Origin of the sequence: Falsiroseomonas oryzae (assembly GCF_027856955.1) — a bacterium.
GTDB lineage: Bacteria > Pseudomonadota > Alphaproteobacteria > Acetobacterales > Acetobacteraceae > Falsiroseomonas > Falsiroseomonas oryzae.
This window is the reverse complement of sequence record NZ_JAPSMD010000015.1, coordinates 18,853-33,279: the sequence shown is the minus strand read 5'-3', so window position 1 is coordinate 33,279 and position 14,427 is coordinate 18,853. Positions and strand designations below refer to the sequence as shown.

Sequence of the window (14,427 nt, the reverse complement as noted above, 5' to 3'; positions counted from 1 at the left end):
CGCGGCGGCGCGGCTGGAGCCGGCGCCGGTGCGCCCGTCGGCGCCGTGACCGTCACGCCGTCGAGCGGCAGATCGGCCGGCCGCGGCACCCACTTCTCGATGCGGAACACCGGGGCGTAGTTCGTGCTGCTGCCCTGCGGCGTCTTGCTCACCACCGGCATCGTCCCGGCCAGGCTCACCACCGGCACCAGGCCCTGGCTGCGCTCCGGCGCTGCCTCATAGGCGCTGTGCAGCGCATCGATGGCCGAGATGACCGTCTTGGCGGAGGCAGCGAACTCCCGCAGGCCGCCGAGCAGCTTCGGGGCGTAGACCCGCACCCGGAAGCCCTGCTTGTGCTCCTTGCTCGGCTGCGGCGGCAGCGGCGCGCCAAAGGGCACCATCCGCAGGTCGGGCGCGCCGCCGGCATAGGACAGCCAGCCGATCTCGATCTGCGCCAGGTCCATCAGGAACTGCGGCGGCGGGCTGCTGATGTCGACCATGGTGGTCTGCCAGCGGCCGTCGCTGCCCTGGGCGCGATCGGCGCGGAACAGCCGCCCGGCGCGGGCGTCGTAGCGAATGTGGGGGATGAAGTCGGCACCGCTGGTGCTGGTGTTCAGGCCGAGGGCCATGGGCCTCTCCTCTGGCTGGTGAAAGACGTCAGGCGATGAGGGACAGGACGAGGGCGAGCAGCGCGCACACCCCCGTCCAGTGCAGGGCGGCGGCGAGCAGCTCGAGCGTGAGGGCGGGCAGCCGCATGCGGCGGCGCGTCGGGTCAGAAGCCATAGACGTCCCTCCCGAGCGCGCGCGCCTCGGGCGCCGACCACCAGAAGCTCTCGAAGTCCGGGCACAGCAGGCCGACGAGTTCTTGGGGGTCGCGCGACAGGTGCAGGAAGCGCTCGAGCCGCAGCGCGACGTGGCGCAGCGTCAGCAGCGGCGTGCGCGGGTCCTCCAGCGCGTAGACCGCCACCTTCTTCGGGGTGGCGTAGCAGAAGCGCATCTGGCGGTTGGTGCCGGCGACATAGACCGCGCCCTGGCGGGCATGGGCGGGGCTGATCTCACCGGCGAGGCGGAGCTGCGTCTTGAGATCGAGGACGATGCCGTGCGCGTCCCAGACGAAGTCCTGGTAGCCGACGACGGGCACCGGCACGTCGGGCAGCGCGGCCTCGACGCGGTGCTGGCGCTGGCCCTCGGGTGGCGGGGTCGGCGGGCCGTACTGGCGCAGCTCGGCGAGCGCCGTCTCGACCAGGCCGGGCACGGCCTCGCGCTCCTTGGCCCGGTTGGGATCGGCGGAGAGCGCCGTGAGGCGGTCATACTCGGCCAGCGCCGCGGCCCGGCAGTCGACCACTCCCAGCTCCGGATCGAACAAGCCGAGGCTGACGCCATGCTGGACCGCGGTGCCGCGGTGCGCCGCGCAGCCCGGGCTGGCACGCCGACGCAGCAGCTTCTCGACCACCCAGAGGGCGGGCTGCGCCGCCCAGAGGTTCAGGCTGGTGGCGGAGAGGTGGTCCAGCCCGTGCAGCGCGAAGCCGTTCATGCTGCGCGCTCCGCCACGGCGTCGACCGGCCTTCCCTGCTCGGCCGCGGTGCGGCGCTGCAGCCGCTCCGTCTCGGCGTCGGGGTCAGGCTGGATGCTGCCCTGGTCATTGGCCGGCGCCGCGAAGCTCAGCAGCTCGAGCCAGACATGCAGCGGCAGCACGACCAGCGGCGCGGCGCGGTCCTGCCAGAGGAACAGCGCGTCATGGCCGGCGAGCCAGCCCGCCAGCAGCTTGAAGCCGCTGCCATTGCCGCGGGCTTTGACCTCGGCGGTGTAGGGCGGCGCGCCGCGACCGCGGGCATAGATGTCGAGGTCGCCGCCATTGCCCTGGTAGTGGGACGCACCCGACAGCGGCACGCGCTCGGCATGGATGCCGCACTTGGTGTGGATCTCGACGAGGGCGCGCTCGCGGCGCAGGCCCTTGTCGCGGGACGCCTTGCCCATCACGCCGCCTCCCGCAGCGCGGTGGTCGCCGGGACGGACGTGCCCATGCGCCGGGCCAGCCGGATGTCGCGCGGGATCACCGCGAGCGGCACGTGCCGCAGCGCGTGCCGCACCAGCTGCGCGGGATCGAGGCCGACCGCATCACACCAGGCGCGGCGGGACTCCGACCAGGAGCGCGAGGTGTCGAGCAGAAAGCGCACCGCCTCCGTGCGCTCCGCGGCCGTGACGCCACTGGAGACGCTGACGCGAAGCCCCTGCGGTGTGTCCGTCAGGTGCTCTTTGGCGAGACGCTCATCCGGCGTGAGGGCATCGTCCAGCGCCCGGCGGATCAGCGCGGCGGCAAGTTGCGTTTCGGGAATCGGCGATCGTTCGGACAGCATGCAGCGATGCTCCGTTCGGGCTGGTCTGGGATCGGTGAGGGAGGAAGCCGCGCGGAGCGGCCGCTATCCGTCGTCGGCGGCCGGCATCGCCAGGACCTCTGGCATGGGGCGCAGCGCGCGCATCACGCGGCCAGCCGCACCGGCATCGCCGGCTCCGGGCGTCGCCGCACGGCGACGTAGCTGAAGTCGTGCGAGCCGTGCCGCTGCTGCAGCAGATCCGGCCAGCCCTGCTGCGCCGTGTTCCAGGCGAGCCGGCTGACGAGATCCAGCTGCAGCCGGTCCTCGCCGCGGAGCCGCGAGACCAGCGGCGACGCGTCGATCGCCAGGTGGCCGCGCCAGTAGGTCAGGCGCTCACCGGCCTCGGCCCGTTCCAGCCAGGCGGCAAAGGCCGCCTCATCGATCGGGCGGGGGAGAGCAGCGCGTCTCCTCCCCGCGCCTCACGACGCGCCGCGTCCGGCTGCCGCGCTGCGGCGCGCTCGTAGGCCTCGACGTCTTCCAGGCGGTACACCACCCGGCCGCCGACCTTCAGGTAAGCGGGCCCCTGCTCGCGCCAGCGCCACCGCTCCAGCGTCCGCGGGCTGAGGCTCCAGCGTCGGGCCAGTTGCACCTGGTTCAGGTGCAGAATAGGACAATCTCTCACCGGGAGGGCCTCCGGCTGGTGGTCCTGGCATCCAATCGGCTGATGAAGGCCCGGACCTTGTCGGCCGTGGCCAGGCTGGGCGAACGCCCTTGCCGCAGACGGGTGACGAAGCTGGGATCGCCAACGGCCTCGCGCCCAAAATCGGTCGGCTTCATGCGGGAGGCGCGCAGGAAGGCCTCCACCTCGGCGAGAAATTGTTCACTCAATGTTCGCATGGCTGGCGACAGGAATGCCCAGCAGATCCATGCTGGTCAAACACAAAAAATAGGCTATTACCTATCGTGCCGGGACAAGGAGTTAGCCGCCATGGAGCTCGACCCGACCCGTCTCCGGGTCATGAAGCTGATCCAGGAGCGGGGCACCGACCTGAAGAATGCCTCGCTCGCGATCGGCCGCAACGCCGCCTATCTCCACCAGTACGTCACCCGTGGCGTGCCGAAGGTGCTGCCCGAGGACGCGCGCGAAGCGCTAGCCGCGCTGCTCGGTGTGCCCGATGCGGAGATCCGCCCGCCGTCCGAACCTGGCGCGCTGCCACCCCCCATCGCCGAGCAGGGTGAGCCCGCGCCCGTGCGCCGCCGGCGCAGCGCCGCGCTCGACGGCTACGTGGCGATTGCCGAACTCGACGTGCGTGCCTCTGCCGGGCCCGGTGCATTGAACGAGGGCCTCGAGGACGCGAAGGCCAGCTGGATCTTCTCGGAGGCGATGATCCGCCACGAGTTCCGGGCGAAGCCGGAGGACCTGCGGGTCATCACCATCGACGGCGACTCAATGCAGCCGCTGCTGCACTCGGGCGATCGCATCCTGGTCGACACCAGCCAACGCGTGCCGGTGCCGCCGGGGATCTTCGTGATCTGGGACGGCATGGGTGTGGTCGCCAAGCGCGTCGAGCACATCCCGAACTCCGAGCCCGCCACCGTCGTCATCAAGTCGGTGAACCCGGACTACCAGACCTACGAGCGAGTCGCGGAGGAGGTCAGCATCATCGGGCGCGTGATCTGGGCGGCGCGGCGGTTGTGAGAAGGATGCTTCGACGTGGAAGGCGACCGTACTCGGCTGCGCGGGATCGACGCGCTGGAGAGGCGGCGGTGCTGCACGAATTGGGCCGGAACAGGGCGACGCACGCTACCCTGCCCTGTGTCGGGCCGGACAACTTCGTCCGCTTCTCGACGCTCCTGGCATCGGTGACGGGCGCTCATTTGGTCCGGCTGTCAGTCGCGACGTAGGCAAGCCTCGAACGTAGGCACCTCCTGGCGTAGGCGATTCTCGGGCACAGCCAAATGCGCAAGCGACGCGTTGAAGGCACGGACAGAGCGATCGATTAGTACCGACGTTCCAACAGGAAAGCTGCGCAGCTTCCAGCGATTTGCCGGCGCGTCGTTGAAGAACACCCCGCCGGCATTCTCGGCAGCTGCCACCAACGGTGGATCAAAGCTGGTCCGCTCGAAGTGAGATGCCAGGAAGCTCGCGCCTGCCCTCACGTTCAGGGCAGGGTCGAACAACTGCTCCCTCGTCAGACTAGGATCACGGAGGACAGCGCGGGCGGTCGAGAGCAGTATCTGCGTGAGCCCAACGGAAACGCGGCTTGGAGAACGCTCATCACTGGCAAAGCCTGGCTCGGTTCGAACGGCGCTGGGCCGATTCGCGCTGTTGACGATGATGCTGGTGATCAGCAACTCGGCTGGAACGCCGAACTCGCGAGCCGCAGTTGCAATTGCGGAGCCGTGATCACGCAGAACCGCTGCGACCAGAGCGCTTTCTGCCGGCGTGAAGCCGACCTGCTCGGGACTTGCATCATCGGGTCCGTCGTGGAGGGCGATGCCTCCTGGGGTGAGCGACCAGAAGATCGACCCCTCGAAGCGGCGGTGAGGGACCGTGAGAGCCGGAAGCGCCGACCGCAGCCGGTCAGGTATGCAGCGCGTGTTGTCAGACGCTGCCGGAGGGCGTGGGCCTGTCGGGCTTGTCGGTACCGTCGGCAGCCCTGCAGGTCGGACCAATGCTCCGGGATCCCGAGGAGGCGTCGTCTCTATGTGTGCGGCAATCAGCGATGACGAGTCTGGCCTACGGGTGTTCATCGCGATGCGTGCGGAGTAGTTCTGCAGTCTTGCGAACCGCTGGCTGGCAACTGCCATAGCGCCAGCGTCACCCTGTTGCTGAGCGCGCGCCAACTCCGTTTCGGCGTCAATCAGCGCATTCAGGTCCGATGAAAGGGAGGAGTGATACTCGGACCATCGGCTTCGGAAGTCGTCCGACAGGGTCATGAAAGAGAAATACTCCGCAAAGCGCAGCCGCCTTTCAAGACGCTGATCGAGAGCGATCTCGATGAACGAGCCGAGATTCTTCATCTCCTCCAATCGCTGTTGGCTCTCCGCCCGTACGCGCTCGGTCTCGAGTTTGATCTCCTCTATTCGCACACGCGCTTGCTCGATCTCTCGGTCCGCCGCCTTCTGCCGATCTTGGTAGCTGGCGTTCAGCCAGCCAAGTCCAAGGGTTCCGAAGCCCACGGTGATGAGCACGGTCAGGACATTACCCCCGACCTTCAATCGCTCCAGCCGATAGGCTGATAGGTCGGCCTTTGCCTTGTCGCTCTCATTCTTTTCCATTGTTGCCAGCCCTGTCGACGGATGAAGGACGCTTGGCAAGATACCGATCTCAAGAGCTGATCGGTGAAGCCTACCGAAGATGTCGCTCTTCGGCGTGGACCCGGAAAGCCTGTCACTGCGTGCCGGCTGACGCAATCACTTATGATCCGGCAGCGATGATCCACTGCCAGAGCGCCGGTGATGGAGCGAAACTTAGCGCAGGTACTGCTTCACCCTCGCCCACTCAGCAGGGATTGCGTTCCACTTCGCCGGCGAGGCGGCGCGATTGATTGGTGATGGGTGATACGATGAGAGTACGACAAGCCCGCGCTGCCGAAGCTCCCGCGCAACCCTGCCCGCTCGAAGTCCTACCAAGACAGCGACCCGGAGCTCTGGCAACAGCTGCGCAAGACCCAGCGCGCTGCCAGCGCCCTCCTGCAGTTCTGTCGACGATACCTCGCGCTTGCCGTTCCACCACGGCACCGCATTCCACAGGCAGGTCGCATGACGCGGCAGGCCGGCGGCAAGCATGAAGTGGAAGGTAGCTTCAGCAGTGCGGTCGTCGTTGTTCCGGCTGATGAAGCCCGACGAGCCAGCCATGGGGCCGGGCTTCTCGAACAGGAAGAGGACTTGCGCATTCACGCCACCGTCCAGGGGATCGAAATCCGGCACCTCTGTGCTTGGCTTGGCAGCGCGGAGTTGCTCTGCAAAGGCGGCAAGCGGTCGCATATGCGGCAGAGCCAGCATCGCGCGGCGGCGCGTCCGCGCACTGACGTCACGCAGCGTCCGCGGCCGATCCGTCGCCAAGGCCTGCTCGCGCCAATTCCGTAGTTGCGCTGCGTCGCTGCCGCAGGTGACCTCGTCCGGGGTACGCGCAGCGGTCTTCGACGCGGCCGGCCTTGGGCGCAGCTCCGGCGGGAGATCAGCCGGACCCATCGGTGCCGAGCGGATTGTCGCACGGGGCGTTCTCTGACGCAGCGACGGATGCGGGAGCACTTCGTCCTCACGCCGCGCCATCTGTGCCGCTGCCTGCGCTGGCCGGGGCGACTCCCTCAGGCATTCCACAAACAAGCGACCCGCACGATCCAAGACAACTGCGCCCTTCGCAATTCGACGGAAGGCAGGCCCGGCGTATGGAATGTCAGTGAGAGCCGTGTAGTCGCCCATGCGATTGCGCTCGACCAGCAGATAGACAGCTGGCTTGGCACCTTGATGAAGTCGGACCCCGCTGCGCACCGTGCCAGGATCCAAGCCTAGGCTGCCCTCGATGCGAGCTGCGCGCCTGAGTAGTTCGCGCAGCGGCACGGGGACACCGACCTCCCTGATCTGAGCAAGGGCTCGGGAGCGCAGCGACACCTGCCACGATGGATAGGTATGCCCCGTCCAGATCACGTAGTGATCTGCAGACGTCCGGCTAATCGCCTCTGCCAAAACGCCACTGGCGACGAATTCCATCCCCCGCGCAGCAGGCATGCGTCCCCCGACAGCGTTCCCCGACGTGCAGCGCCGGGTTCGATTCGAGAAGAATACCGATTCGCCGCACATTTGGGTCGGGAAACTGGCGGAGTTCGCTCCGCTGCTTTCTTCGTCGCTCGCCTTCGCCCGCTGCATCTTCGCTGTTTCGTCGCGCTGCGCAGCCGGTAGATGGTCGCGGCATGATGATGCCCAACCGATCGACACCGAGCGCCAACGCCCACCTCCCACCCCACCTCGCCCAGGTCTGCGACCTGCTCGCCCGGGGGCTCCTGCGGCTCAGGAGCCGCGCTGCCGCGGAAGCCGCGCGCGCGGCCGGCGGCGAGAGGGTGGTTCGACTACACTCCGTCCCCGGCCAGCGCCCCCATGCGAACCCCAGAAGAAAGGGATTCGCATGACCCGACGCGTGACCACGAAGGCGGAGGTACCCCCCTCCCCCACCATCGCCGCCATCCCGAAGCCGGACGTGCCGGCGCGCCTTGCCGCGCTGCCGGGCATGCCGATCGGCGAGTTGAAGGCCGAGTGGCGCCGGCTCTTCGGCACGGAACCACCGCCCTACAACAGGAAGTTCCTCGAAAGCAGGCTTTCGTACCGAACCCAGGAATTGGCGTATGGCGGCCTGAAGCCCGAGACCATCGCCCGCCTGGAGGCGCTTGGCGAGCAAATCGATGGCAGGAACCTCACCCTCCGCCGCATCCGCCGCGACCAGCGTCCGATCGCCGGCACGCGGCTGCTGCGCGAGTGGAAGGGCGTCGAGCACGTGGTCACCGTCACCCGCGACGGCTATGAATGGCAGGGGCGGCCGTATCAGTCGCTCTCCGCCATCGCGCGCGCCATCACCGGCACGCGCTGGAACGGCTGGACGTTCTTCGGCATGCGGAAGGCCGGCGCATGACCCGCCGCGATGCCGCCATGCCGGCGAAGGTGCGCAAGCTCCGCTGCGCCGTCTACACGCGGAAGTCCACGGACGAGGGTCTAGACAAGGAGTTCAACTCGCTCGAGGCGCAGCGCGCGGCTTGCGAGGCCTATATCGCCTCGCAGCGGTCCGAGGGATGGGTGCTGGTGCACGACCGCTACGACGATGGCGGGGTCAGTGGCGGCACGCTCGATCGCCCCGCGCTGAAGCGGCTGCTGGCCGACATCGAGGCCGGCCTCGTGGACGTCGTGCTGGTCTATAAGGTGGACCGGCTTTCGCGGTCGCTGATGGACTTTGCGAAGCTGGTCGAAACCTTCGAGGCGCACGAGGTCACGTTTGTCGCAATTACGCAGTCGCTGAACACAACGACGAGCATGGGGCGGCTGACGCTGAACATGCTGCTCAGCTTCGCTCAGTATGAGCGTGAACTGATCGGCGAGCGCGTGCGCGACAAGATCGCCGCCTCGCGGGCGCGCGGCATGTGGATGGGCGGGCCGGTGCCACTCGGCTACCGCGTCGAGAACCGCAAGCTCCTGGTCGACGAGGCCGCCGCCGCGACGGTGCGGCGCGTGTTCGAGGGGTTCGCGGAGATCGGCTCCGGATCCCGCCTGCTGCCGATCCTGGCGGCGGAGGGGCACGTGACGAAGACGGGCCGGCCCTTCGACAAGGGCGCGCTCTACAAGCTCCTGGTGAACCGGGTCTACATCGGCGAGGCCGTGCACAAGGGGACGGCCTATCCCGGAGAGCACGCGGCGATCATCCCGCGGGAGCTGTGGGACCGGGTGCACGCGATCCTTGGTGAAAGCCCGCGGGAGCGCGCGTCGAAGTCCCGCACCACCGCCACGGCGCTGCTACGCGGGCTGCTGTTCGGGCCGGACGGGCGCGCCATGTCGCCCACCCACACTCGGAAGAAGGGACGGCTCTACCGCTACTACGTCAGCCAGACCGTGCTGCAGGGCGGCGCCAATGACGCGCCGCATCGGCGCCTGCCGGCGGGCGAGATAGAGGGACTGGTGATGGCACAGGTCCGCGCCCTGCTGCGCCAGCCGGAGGTGGTAGTCGGCACCTGGCGCGCGGCCAGGGCAGAGGCGCCCGACCTCACCGAGGCCGAGGTCCGCGACGCGCTCGGTCGGCTGGATCCGCTCTGGGACGAACTGTTCCCCGGCGAGCAGGAGCGGATCGTGCGGCTGCTGGTCGAGCGCGTGGACCTGACCGATGCGGGCGCGCAGATCCGGCTGAACCTGGAAGGGCTGGCCGGGCTGGCGCGGGATATGGCGACGAAGGAGGCGGTCGCGGCATGACCAGCGTGACGGTGGTGGTGCCGATGAGCATCCGGCGCCGCGGCGGGCGGAAGCAGATCGTCGGGCCGGATGGCGCGCCGGTGCAGACCGGCGGGGACAGCGAGGGCATAGCGGAGACGCGCGGCGACCCGGCGCTGGTGAAGGCGCTGGCGCGAGCTTTCCGGTGGCGGCGAATGCTGGAGGAGGGGCGGTATGGATCGATCCGCGAACTCGCCGCCGCGGAAGGCGTCGATCGCGCCTATATTGGTCGGGTACTAAACCTGACCCTGCTGGCGCCGGAGCTGGTTGAGTCCATCATTGAGGGCCGCCAGGCACGAGAGGTGAAACTCTGCGGCCTCCTTGAAATCACCTGTTCTTGGCCGCGGCCACCCCGCTTGGAGCCGCTTCGCTTCCAGGGGGTCAGGCGATGGCGCATGTCCTGCTCTGCGTCGCATGCTTCTGCGGGCACGCCGGCTGGGCGATCCGACAGCCGCGTCGAATAGGCACGCCATTGGCCTCTCCAGACACGGGCGACAGACCACACCAGCTGAAGGACAGCATCCTTCCTCGGTGCCGCCACTGCGCCTGATAACCACCCAGGTCCAGCGCTCACAACCGCACAACACCCGCTGGTGAGGACAGACGAACCCATAAAAATGGCTTCTAGAACTACGTGTCGAATATGGCTCCCTCGCCAACGACGTAACTTCCATCCCAATCATGATACGCGAAATGGTCAATCCAGTGCTTTACACCGGCCTTCTTGAACCCCAAAGTCAAGGCACCACCAGCTCTGACCTGCCACTTCTGCTTTACCTGTGATATAACTACGCCAAGGACAGGAATGCCAGAGATGTCTGCTCGTTGATTTTTTCCCAGAGCAGATAATTTTGCAAATTGCTTATTGAGAGTTCCGTTATTAAGCCAAGAAAATAACTCATCGCGTTGAGCATTAGTTATGGCCAGCGTGGAATTTATGCCTTTCTGTTCGCCAGGTTTCGCCCTACCATTACGGACGCCTTTATTTACGCTAGCGCCATGCACTAGATCGCTGTATTTGTTCTTTCCCTCAACTACATAGAATAAATGTTTATCATAAAAACCCGGCCAATTACAATGCGCGTAACCCTCCCTTTCAAAGTCAAACGTCAACATTCGCGATCTCCCCTTATTGTTTTGCCGTAACAGCGAAATTTTGGATGGACGCGGACACTCTACGCTCGGGATGTGCGTCGAAAGGCCAGATCACCGATGTTGTCACGAACACAAAGCTCTGCTCATTCGACCGGGACGACGAAGAATAGAGGGCGGCCGAGCCGTTGTTTCCCGAGCAATCGAATTCGCTTCGCAAGCCCGCGGATGGAGCCCGCCAGATGTGCTGAATGCACCTCGCCCCGTCGCTTGCATCATGAGTATGCGGCTGAGAAGTATACCAAGCGGCATGTGCATCTGCTGGGAAAGCACAGCGCTTGGAAGCGAGTGGCTTCCCTACGTGCGGACCAAGAACGGATCCGCAAACAAAGCGGCGTCGCGCTAAACGCGAAAGAGAACGCGCAGCCATTCCGCGCAAACCCTCGGATCGGGGTCAACCGTGAAAGAGCATGCCTGTTCCCACGGCATCGCAGCAATGGTAATTTTGTTCCATATTTGTGGTTTCATTGGCTACAGTGCAGAGGCCTTATCTGGTCGCCAGACGGATGGGGGCATGGGGCCAACCGCACGTTATCCGCGTAGCGTCTCCACGCCCAGCTCCGCCCACATCCAGCGAACATCGTAGCTGCCCATCGGATCCCCAGGTGCCCGATGCGCCGCATGGTTCTCCAGCGTCTTGAGCCATGCCGCGACCTTCTCGCGGCCCTTTGGCGTCTGCGCCGCCGCCCGCGGAGACTTGCCGCCGAGCGCCGGGATCGGCTCGTCCAGCACCCGCCTGTAGTGCTCGTCGAGGGTCTGGTGCAGAAGCACACGCTCCTGCTCGGGTGACAGGCCTGTCGGCGCCGGCGGCTGGCGCTCATCAACGAGCATCTGCTCGAGGTCCGTGTGCTCAGTGAGAGGCGGTCCGACGAGACCTGTGAGCACCGGCTCCAGCAACGCCTTCCCACGCGCCGCCCGAGCCGCGGAATTCGCCTCCAGCGTCAGACGCTTGCCCTTCAGCGAGACCGTGCCGAGCACGAGCGAGCCGTCGTCCATCATGGTGACGAAGCTTTGCGACGCCCGGCGGCGCGGAACGACTTTCGGCTTCGCCCCGGGCTCTGCCAGCCAGTTCCAGAAGCCGGCGTTTTCCTGCCGGAGCGAAGGCACCATCCCGAGAGCTTGCCGGACCTGCTCCGCCTTCACCCCAGGCCTGAGTGGGAAGTGCAGCAGCGTGAAGGCGATGGGATCGCCCTCGGCATTCACCACCTTCGGCCGCTCACGTCCCTCGGCGGCCTTCAGCGTCGCATCGAGCCATGAACTAGTGAACATGAAGGCTGCCTGCGCGAGCAGCCGGTCCGGCGTGAACTCGGGCGCCAGCGCGCGCTCATCAGCAGCGACGCCGAGTTCCCGCGCCAAGGCCACGGCGTCGCGAGGCGCCTTCTTCCGAATGCGGCCGAGCGCGGCGAGCAGGGCGTCGCTGGTCCGATGATCGAACAGCATCAACGCGCCGCTGATGACGTTGCGCTGCCGCAGCGGGATGACCCGCGTGGCGATACGGTCCCACTGCCGAAGCCCCTGCGAGCCTCGCTTCTCCATCACCCGCACAGGCTCGCCGCCACGCACGAGGTCACGGAGCAGCATGGATTCCCCCGGCACCAGGCCGCTCACCTCGTAGAGGCTGATCACGGATCGACGCAGGCCAGCGATGTATTCCGTAGTGACGACGCCTTCCTTCCAGCCGCGGCGGCGGAGGTAGTCGTCAGCGACGTTCCGCCCACCGGGAAGGTCGGTGGCGAGCAGGTCTTCGAAGGCCGCGCCCCAGACCGTCGAAACGCCATACTCGCCCAGGACTGTCTCGATCTCCGCAACCTCGATGCCGGCCGCGGCACAGGCCTTGGCCGCGTGGCGGTCAATCAGGTCGGCCAGGGCGTCGCGCCATTCGTCTCGGCGCGTCCAGCTGATCAGGCCGGAGATGTCGTGCTGCGGAGGCAGGGCGGGACCCTCTGCGGTAAGCGGCCATCGTCGGTCAGCTGATCACGCCCCGCAAGCCGCGCGCTGGAATCGGCGACCTTGCGGCGGCCGACAGCGATCTGGTGCTCGGTGATCGGATGACGCAAGGACTGGGTGCGGCCCGCACCGGGCGCGGTCGGATTGTCGCCCGGGCGCAGCGAGGTGGTGGGCGTCGGCGCCAATGGTGGAGACGACGAAGGCGGCGCTGGCGACGACGGTCGTGCCGATGGTGACGCCGCCGACCGCGGCGAGGCGACGCCACGGAGGACAACGGCGAAGGGGAAACGGCGGCGGGCAGCAGCCGATCCTCCAGGCGCAGCTGCAGGGCGTGATCGGCGCGCGAACCTGCCCGCGCGACCCCACGGTGCACCCCGGCCCCTCGGTTGACAGCGCCGCAACCCCGGCGCCAGAGGAACCTCGCGAAAAGGCGGAATCAGCTGCATGGAACTCGGCTTGCGCGGGCGCACGGCGCTGGTTACGGGCGCGTCGCTCGGGATCGGGCGGGCGATCGCCCGGGAACTGGCCGCCGAGGGCGTGGCGGTCGCGATGGTGGCGCGCGACGCGGCGCGGCTGGCGCAGGCTGCCGACGCCATCGTGGCGGAGACCTGCGCGCGCTGCGTGCCGGTCCCGGCCGACCTGACCGACGTGGCGCAGCTCGACGCCGCCGCGGCGGCGGCTGAGACGGCGCTCGGACACATCGACATCCTGGTGAACAACGCCGGCGCAACGCCGATGGGCCGCATCGGCGAGAGCGACGATGCGGTGTGGCAGAAGTCCCTCTCGCTGAAGCTGATGGGCTATGTCCGGCTGGCGCGGCGCCTGACGCCGCCGATGCGCGCGCGGCGCTGGGGGCGCGTGGTCAACATCATCGGCCGCTCCGGCCACCAGCCGCGCGCGACCTATATCGTGGGCAGCAGCGTCAATGCCTCGCTGCTCAGCTTCACCCATGCGCTGGCGCAGGAATGCGCGCCGGACAACGTGCTGGTGGTAGGCGTGAACCCAGGCCCTATTGCGACGCCGCGCTGGGATGCGCTGGTGGCGCAAGGCGCGGCCGGCAGCGGACGCGACACCAATGCCGAGAACGCGGCGGCGATCGCCTCCACCGCGCTCGGCCGACTCGGCACGCCGGAGGAGGTCTCGGGGTTGGTCGCCTTCCTCTGCTCCGACCGCGCGGCCTACATCACCGGCACGATGATCGACGTGGACGGCGGCGGGACAAGGTGCATCTGATGCTGCAGCATTTCGAGGTCGAGCCCGGCGTGCGGCTCGCCTACCGGTTGGACGACTTCACCGACCCCTGGGCACCAGCGCCCACCGTGCTGATGCTGCACGGCCTGGCCGAGAGCGGCGAGGCGTTCCGCGCCTTCGTGCCTTATGTCGCGCGAAGGGCGCGGGTGGTGCGGCTCGATCTCCGCGGCTACGGCGACTCTACGCCGATGGCCGCCGACTACCCGTGGCGGTTCGACCGGCTGGTGGCTGATGCGGTCGCGCTGCTCGACCATCTCGGCGTCGCGCGGGCGCATGTGGTGGGCGGCAAGATCGGCGGTACTATCGCGCTGGCGATCGCGGCGCGGCATCCGGAGCGGGTGGAGCGGCTGGCCGTGCTCGGCGCGCCGGCCTCGCTGCGCGGCATGGCGTCGCGCACGCCGGCCTGGCGCGAACAGATCGCTAGCGAAGGCGTCGCCCCCTGGGTGGATGCGTCGAACGCCGGGCGCATGGGCAGCCACATGGCGCCGGCGCAGCTGGCGTGGTGGGCGGCGCTGATGGCCCGCTCCGCGGCCTCCACGCTGGACGGCTTCCTGCAAATGGTGCCTGGCGTGGACGTGACGGAGGAGGTGCACCGCATCTCCGCGCCGACACTGGTGGTGACGACGACGGGCAGCGGCCTCGGCTCGGTGGAGGAGGTGCGCGCCTGGCAGGAACGCATTGCCTTGTCGCGGCTCGAGGTGATCGAGAGCGATTCCTACCACGTCGCCGCCTCGGACCCGGACAAGACGGCGGCGCTGGTTCGGGACTTCCTGTTCGCGGGGTAGCGCGCTGACCCGGTCGCACGCGGCTTCAC

General features: G+C 67.7%; 16 protein-coding genes. 6 read left to right on the top strand and 10 right to left on the bottom strand.

Annotation, left to right across the window (positions count from 1 at the left end; translation table 11 throughout):
• The 6 genes from OZN99_RS03770 to OZN99_RS33420 all read right to left on the bottom strand — a co-directional run.
• The coding region (locus OZN99_RS03770; protein WP_270933836.1) for a hypothetical protein at nucleotides 1-608 on the bottom strand (608 nt) is incomplete at its 3' end.
• A 28-nt stretch (nucleotides 609-636) separates the two neighbouring features.
• A complete protein-coding gene (locus OZN99_RS03765) occupies nucleotides 637-762 on the bottom strand; it encodes a hypothetical protein (protein WP_270933835.1) in 126 nt (41 codons plus the stop codon).
• Nucleotides 752-1,513 (bottom strand): hypothetical protein, encoded by a 762-nt coding sequence (locus tag OZN99_RS03760; protein WP_270933834.1) that lies wholly within the window; start codon nucleotides 1,511-1,513, stop codon nucleotides 752-754. Before OZN99_RS03760 ends, OZN99_RS03765 begins: the two co-directional genes overlap by 11 nt.
• Nucleotides 1,510-1,956: a hypothetical protein gene (locus OZN99_RS03755; RefSeq protein WP_270933833.1), complete on the bottom strand. Its 447-nt coding sequence runs from the start codon at nucleotides 1,954-1,956 to the stop codon at nucleotides 1,510-1,512. The genes OZN99_RS03760 and OZN99_RS03755 overlap by 4 nt, the downstream gene beginning before the upstream one ends.
• Nucleotides 1,956-2,336, bottom strand: coding sequence for a hypothetical protein (locus tag OZN99_RS03750; protein ID WP_270933832.1), 381 nt, complete (start codon nucleotides 2,334-2,336; stop codon nucleotides 1,956-1,958). Before OZN99_RS03750 ends, OZN99_RS03755 begins: the two co-directional genes overlap by 1 nt.
• Before the next feature lie 343 nt (nucleotides 2,337-2,679).
• A complete protein-coding gene (locus tag OZN99_RS33420) occupies nucleotides 2,680-2,943 on the bottom strand; it encodes a helix-turn-helix transcriptional regulator (RefSeq protein WP_333779716.1) in 264 nt (87 codons plus the stop codon).
• 339 nt (nucleotides 2,944-3,282) lie between these two features.
• Between OZN99_RS33420 and OZN99_RS03745 the strand changes: the two genes are divergently transcribed.
• On the top strand, nucleotides 3,283-3,993 hold the full coding sequence (locus OZN99_RS03745) for a S24 family peptidase (RefSeq protein ID WP_270933831.1): 711 nt from the start codon (nucleotides 3,283-3,285) through the stop codon (nucleotides 3,991-3,993).
• A gap of 191 nt (nucleotides 3,994-4,184) precedes the next feature.
• On the opposite strand, the gene OZN99_RS03740 is transcribed toward OZN99_RS03745, so the two are convergent.
• Both OZN99_RS03740 and OZN99_RS03735 read right to left on the bottom strand, forming a co-directional pair.
• The gene (locus OZN99_RS03740; RefSeq protein ID WP_270933830.1) at nucleotides 4,185-5,615 is read right to left on the bottom strand and encodes a transglycosylase SLT domain-containing protein; all 1,431 of its coding nucleotides are present in this window, start codon (nucleotides 5,613-5,615) and stop codon (nucleotides 4,185-4,187) included.
• 153 nt (nucleotides 5,616-5,768) lie between these two features.
• Nucleotides 5,769-7,166: a uracil-DNA glycosylase gene (locus tag OZN99_RS03735; RefSeq protein WP_270933829.1), complete on the bottom strand. Its 1,398-nt coding sequence runs from the start codon at nucleotides 7,164-7,166 to the stop codon at nucleotides 5,769-5,771.
• Nucleotides 7,167-7,422: 256 nt separating this feature from the next.
• On the opposite strand from OZN99_RS03735, the gene OZN99_RS03730 reads away from it, so the two are divergent.
• Genes OZN99_RS03730 through OZN99_RS03720 form a run of 3 tightly spaced genes read left to right on the top strand, consistent with a single transcriptional unit; the run spans nucleotide 7,423 to nucleotide 9,727 of the window.
• Nucleotides 7,423-7,923, top strand: a complete 501-nt coding sequence (locus OZN99_RS03730) for a DUF2924 domain-containing protein (protein WP_270933828.1) — start codon at nucleotides 7,423-7,425, stop codon at nucleotides 7,921-7,923.
• The gene (locus tag OZN99_RS03725; protein WP_270933827.1) at nucleotides 7,920-9,245 is read left to right on the top strand and encodes a recombinase family protein; all 1,326 of its coding nucleotides are present in this window, start codon (nucleotides 7,920-7,922) and stop codon (nucleotides 9,243-9,245) included. Before OZN99_RS03730 ends, OZN99_RS03725 begins: the two co-directional genes overlap by 4 nt.
• Nucleotides 9,242-9,727, top strand: a complete 486-nt coding sequence (locus OZN99_RS03720) for a hypothetical protein (RefSeq protein WP_270933826.1) — start codon at nucleotides 9,242-9,244, stop codon at nucleotides 9,725-9,727. Before OZN99_RS03725 ends, OZN99_RS03720 begins: the two co-directional genes overlap by 4 nt.
• A gap of 166 nt (nucleotides 9,728-9,893) precedes the next feature.
• Here the strand turns inward: OZN99_RS03720 and OZN99_RS03715 are convergent, their stop codons facing one another.
• Nucleotides 9,894-10,379: a hypothetical protein gene (locus OZN99_RS03715; RefSeq protein WP_270933825.1), complete on the bottom strand. Its 486-nt coding sequence runs from the start codon at nucleotides 10,377-10,379 to the stop codon at nucleotides 9,894-9,896.
• 567 nt (nucleotides 10,380-10,946) lie between these two features.
• Nucleotides 10,947-12,041 (bottom strand): hypothetical protein, encoded by a 1,095-nt coding sequence (locus OZN99_RS03710; protein WP_270933824.1) that lies wholly within the window; start codon nucleotides 12,039-12,041, stop codon nucleotides 10,947-10,949.
• A 765-nt stretch (nucleotides 12,042-12,806) separates the two neighbouring features.
• Between OZN99_RS03710 and OZN99_RS03705 the strand changes: the two genes are divergently transcribed.
• On the top strand, nucleotides 12,807-13,595 hold the full coding sequence (locus tag OZN99_RS03705; protein ID WP_270933823.1) for an SDR family oxidoreductase: 789 nt from the start codon (nucleotides 12,807-12,809) through the stop codon (nucleotides 13,593-13,595).
• Nucleotides 13,595-14,398, top strand: coding sequence for an alpha/beta fold hydrolase (locus OZN99_RS03700; RefSeq protein WP_270933822.1), 804 nt, complete (start codon nucleotides 13,595-13,597; stop codon nucleotides 14,396-14,398). Before OZN99_RS03705 ends, OZN99_RS03700 begins: the two co-directional genes overlap by 1 nt.
• Nucleotides 14,399-14,427 lie beyond the last annotated feature (29 nt).

Coding starts and splice junctions, on each gene's coding strand:
- OZN99_RS03765 (WP_270933835.1), bottom strand. CDS start 762: ATGGCTTCTGACCCGACGCGCCGCCGCATGCGGCTGCCCGCCCTCACG.
- OZN99_RS03760 (WP_270933834.1), bottom strand. CDS start 1,513: ATGAACGGCTTCGCGCTGCACGGGCTGGACCACCTCTCCGCCACCAGC.
- OZN99_RS03755 (WP_270933833.1), bottom strand. CDS start 1,956: ATGGGCAAGGCGTCCCGCGACAAGGGCCTGCGCCGCGAGCGCGCCCTC.
- OZN99_RS03750 (WP_270933832.1), bottom strand. CDS start 2,336: ATGCTGTCCGAACGATCGCCGATTCCCGAAACGCAACTTGCCGCCGCG.
- OZN99_RS03745 (WP_270933831.1), top strand. CDS start 3,283: ATGGAGCTCGACCCGACCCGTCTCCGGGTCATGAAGCTGATCCAGGAG.
- OZN99_RS03735 (WP_270933829.1), bottom strand. CDS start 7,166: ATGCAGCGGGCGAAGGCGAGCGACGAAGAAAGCAGCGGAGCGAACTCC.
- OZN99_RS03730 (WP_270933828.1), top strand. CDS start 7,423: ATGACCCGACGCGTGACCACGAAGGCGGAGGTACCCCCCTCCCCCACC.
- OZN99_RS03725 (WP_270933827.1), top strand. CDS start 7,920: ATGACCCGCCGCGATGCCGCCATGCCGGCGAAGGTGCGCAAGCTCCGC.
- OZN99_RS03720 (WP_270933826.1), top strand. CDS start 9,242: ATGACCAGCGTGACGGTGGTGGTGCCGATGAGCATCCGGCGCCGCGGC.
- OZN99_RS03715 (WP_270933825.1), bottom strand. CDS start 10,379: ATGTTGACGTTTGACTTTGAAAGGGAGGGTTACGCGCATTGTAATTGG.
- OZN99_RS03705 (WP_270933823.1), top strand. CDS start 12,807: ATGGAACTCGGCTTGCGCGGGCGCACGGCGCTGGTTACGGGCGCGTCG.
- OZN99_RS03700 (WP_270933822.1), top strand. CDS start 13,595: ATGCTGCAGCATTTCGAGGTCGAGCCCGGCGTGCGGCTCGCCTACCGG.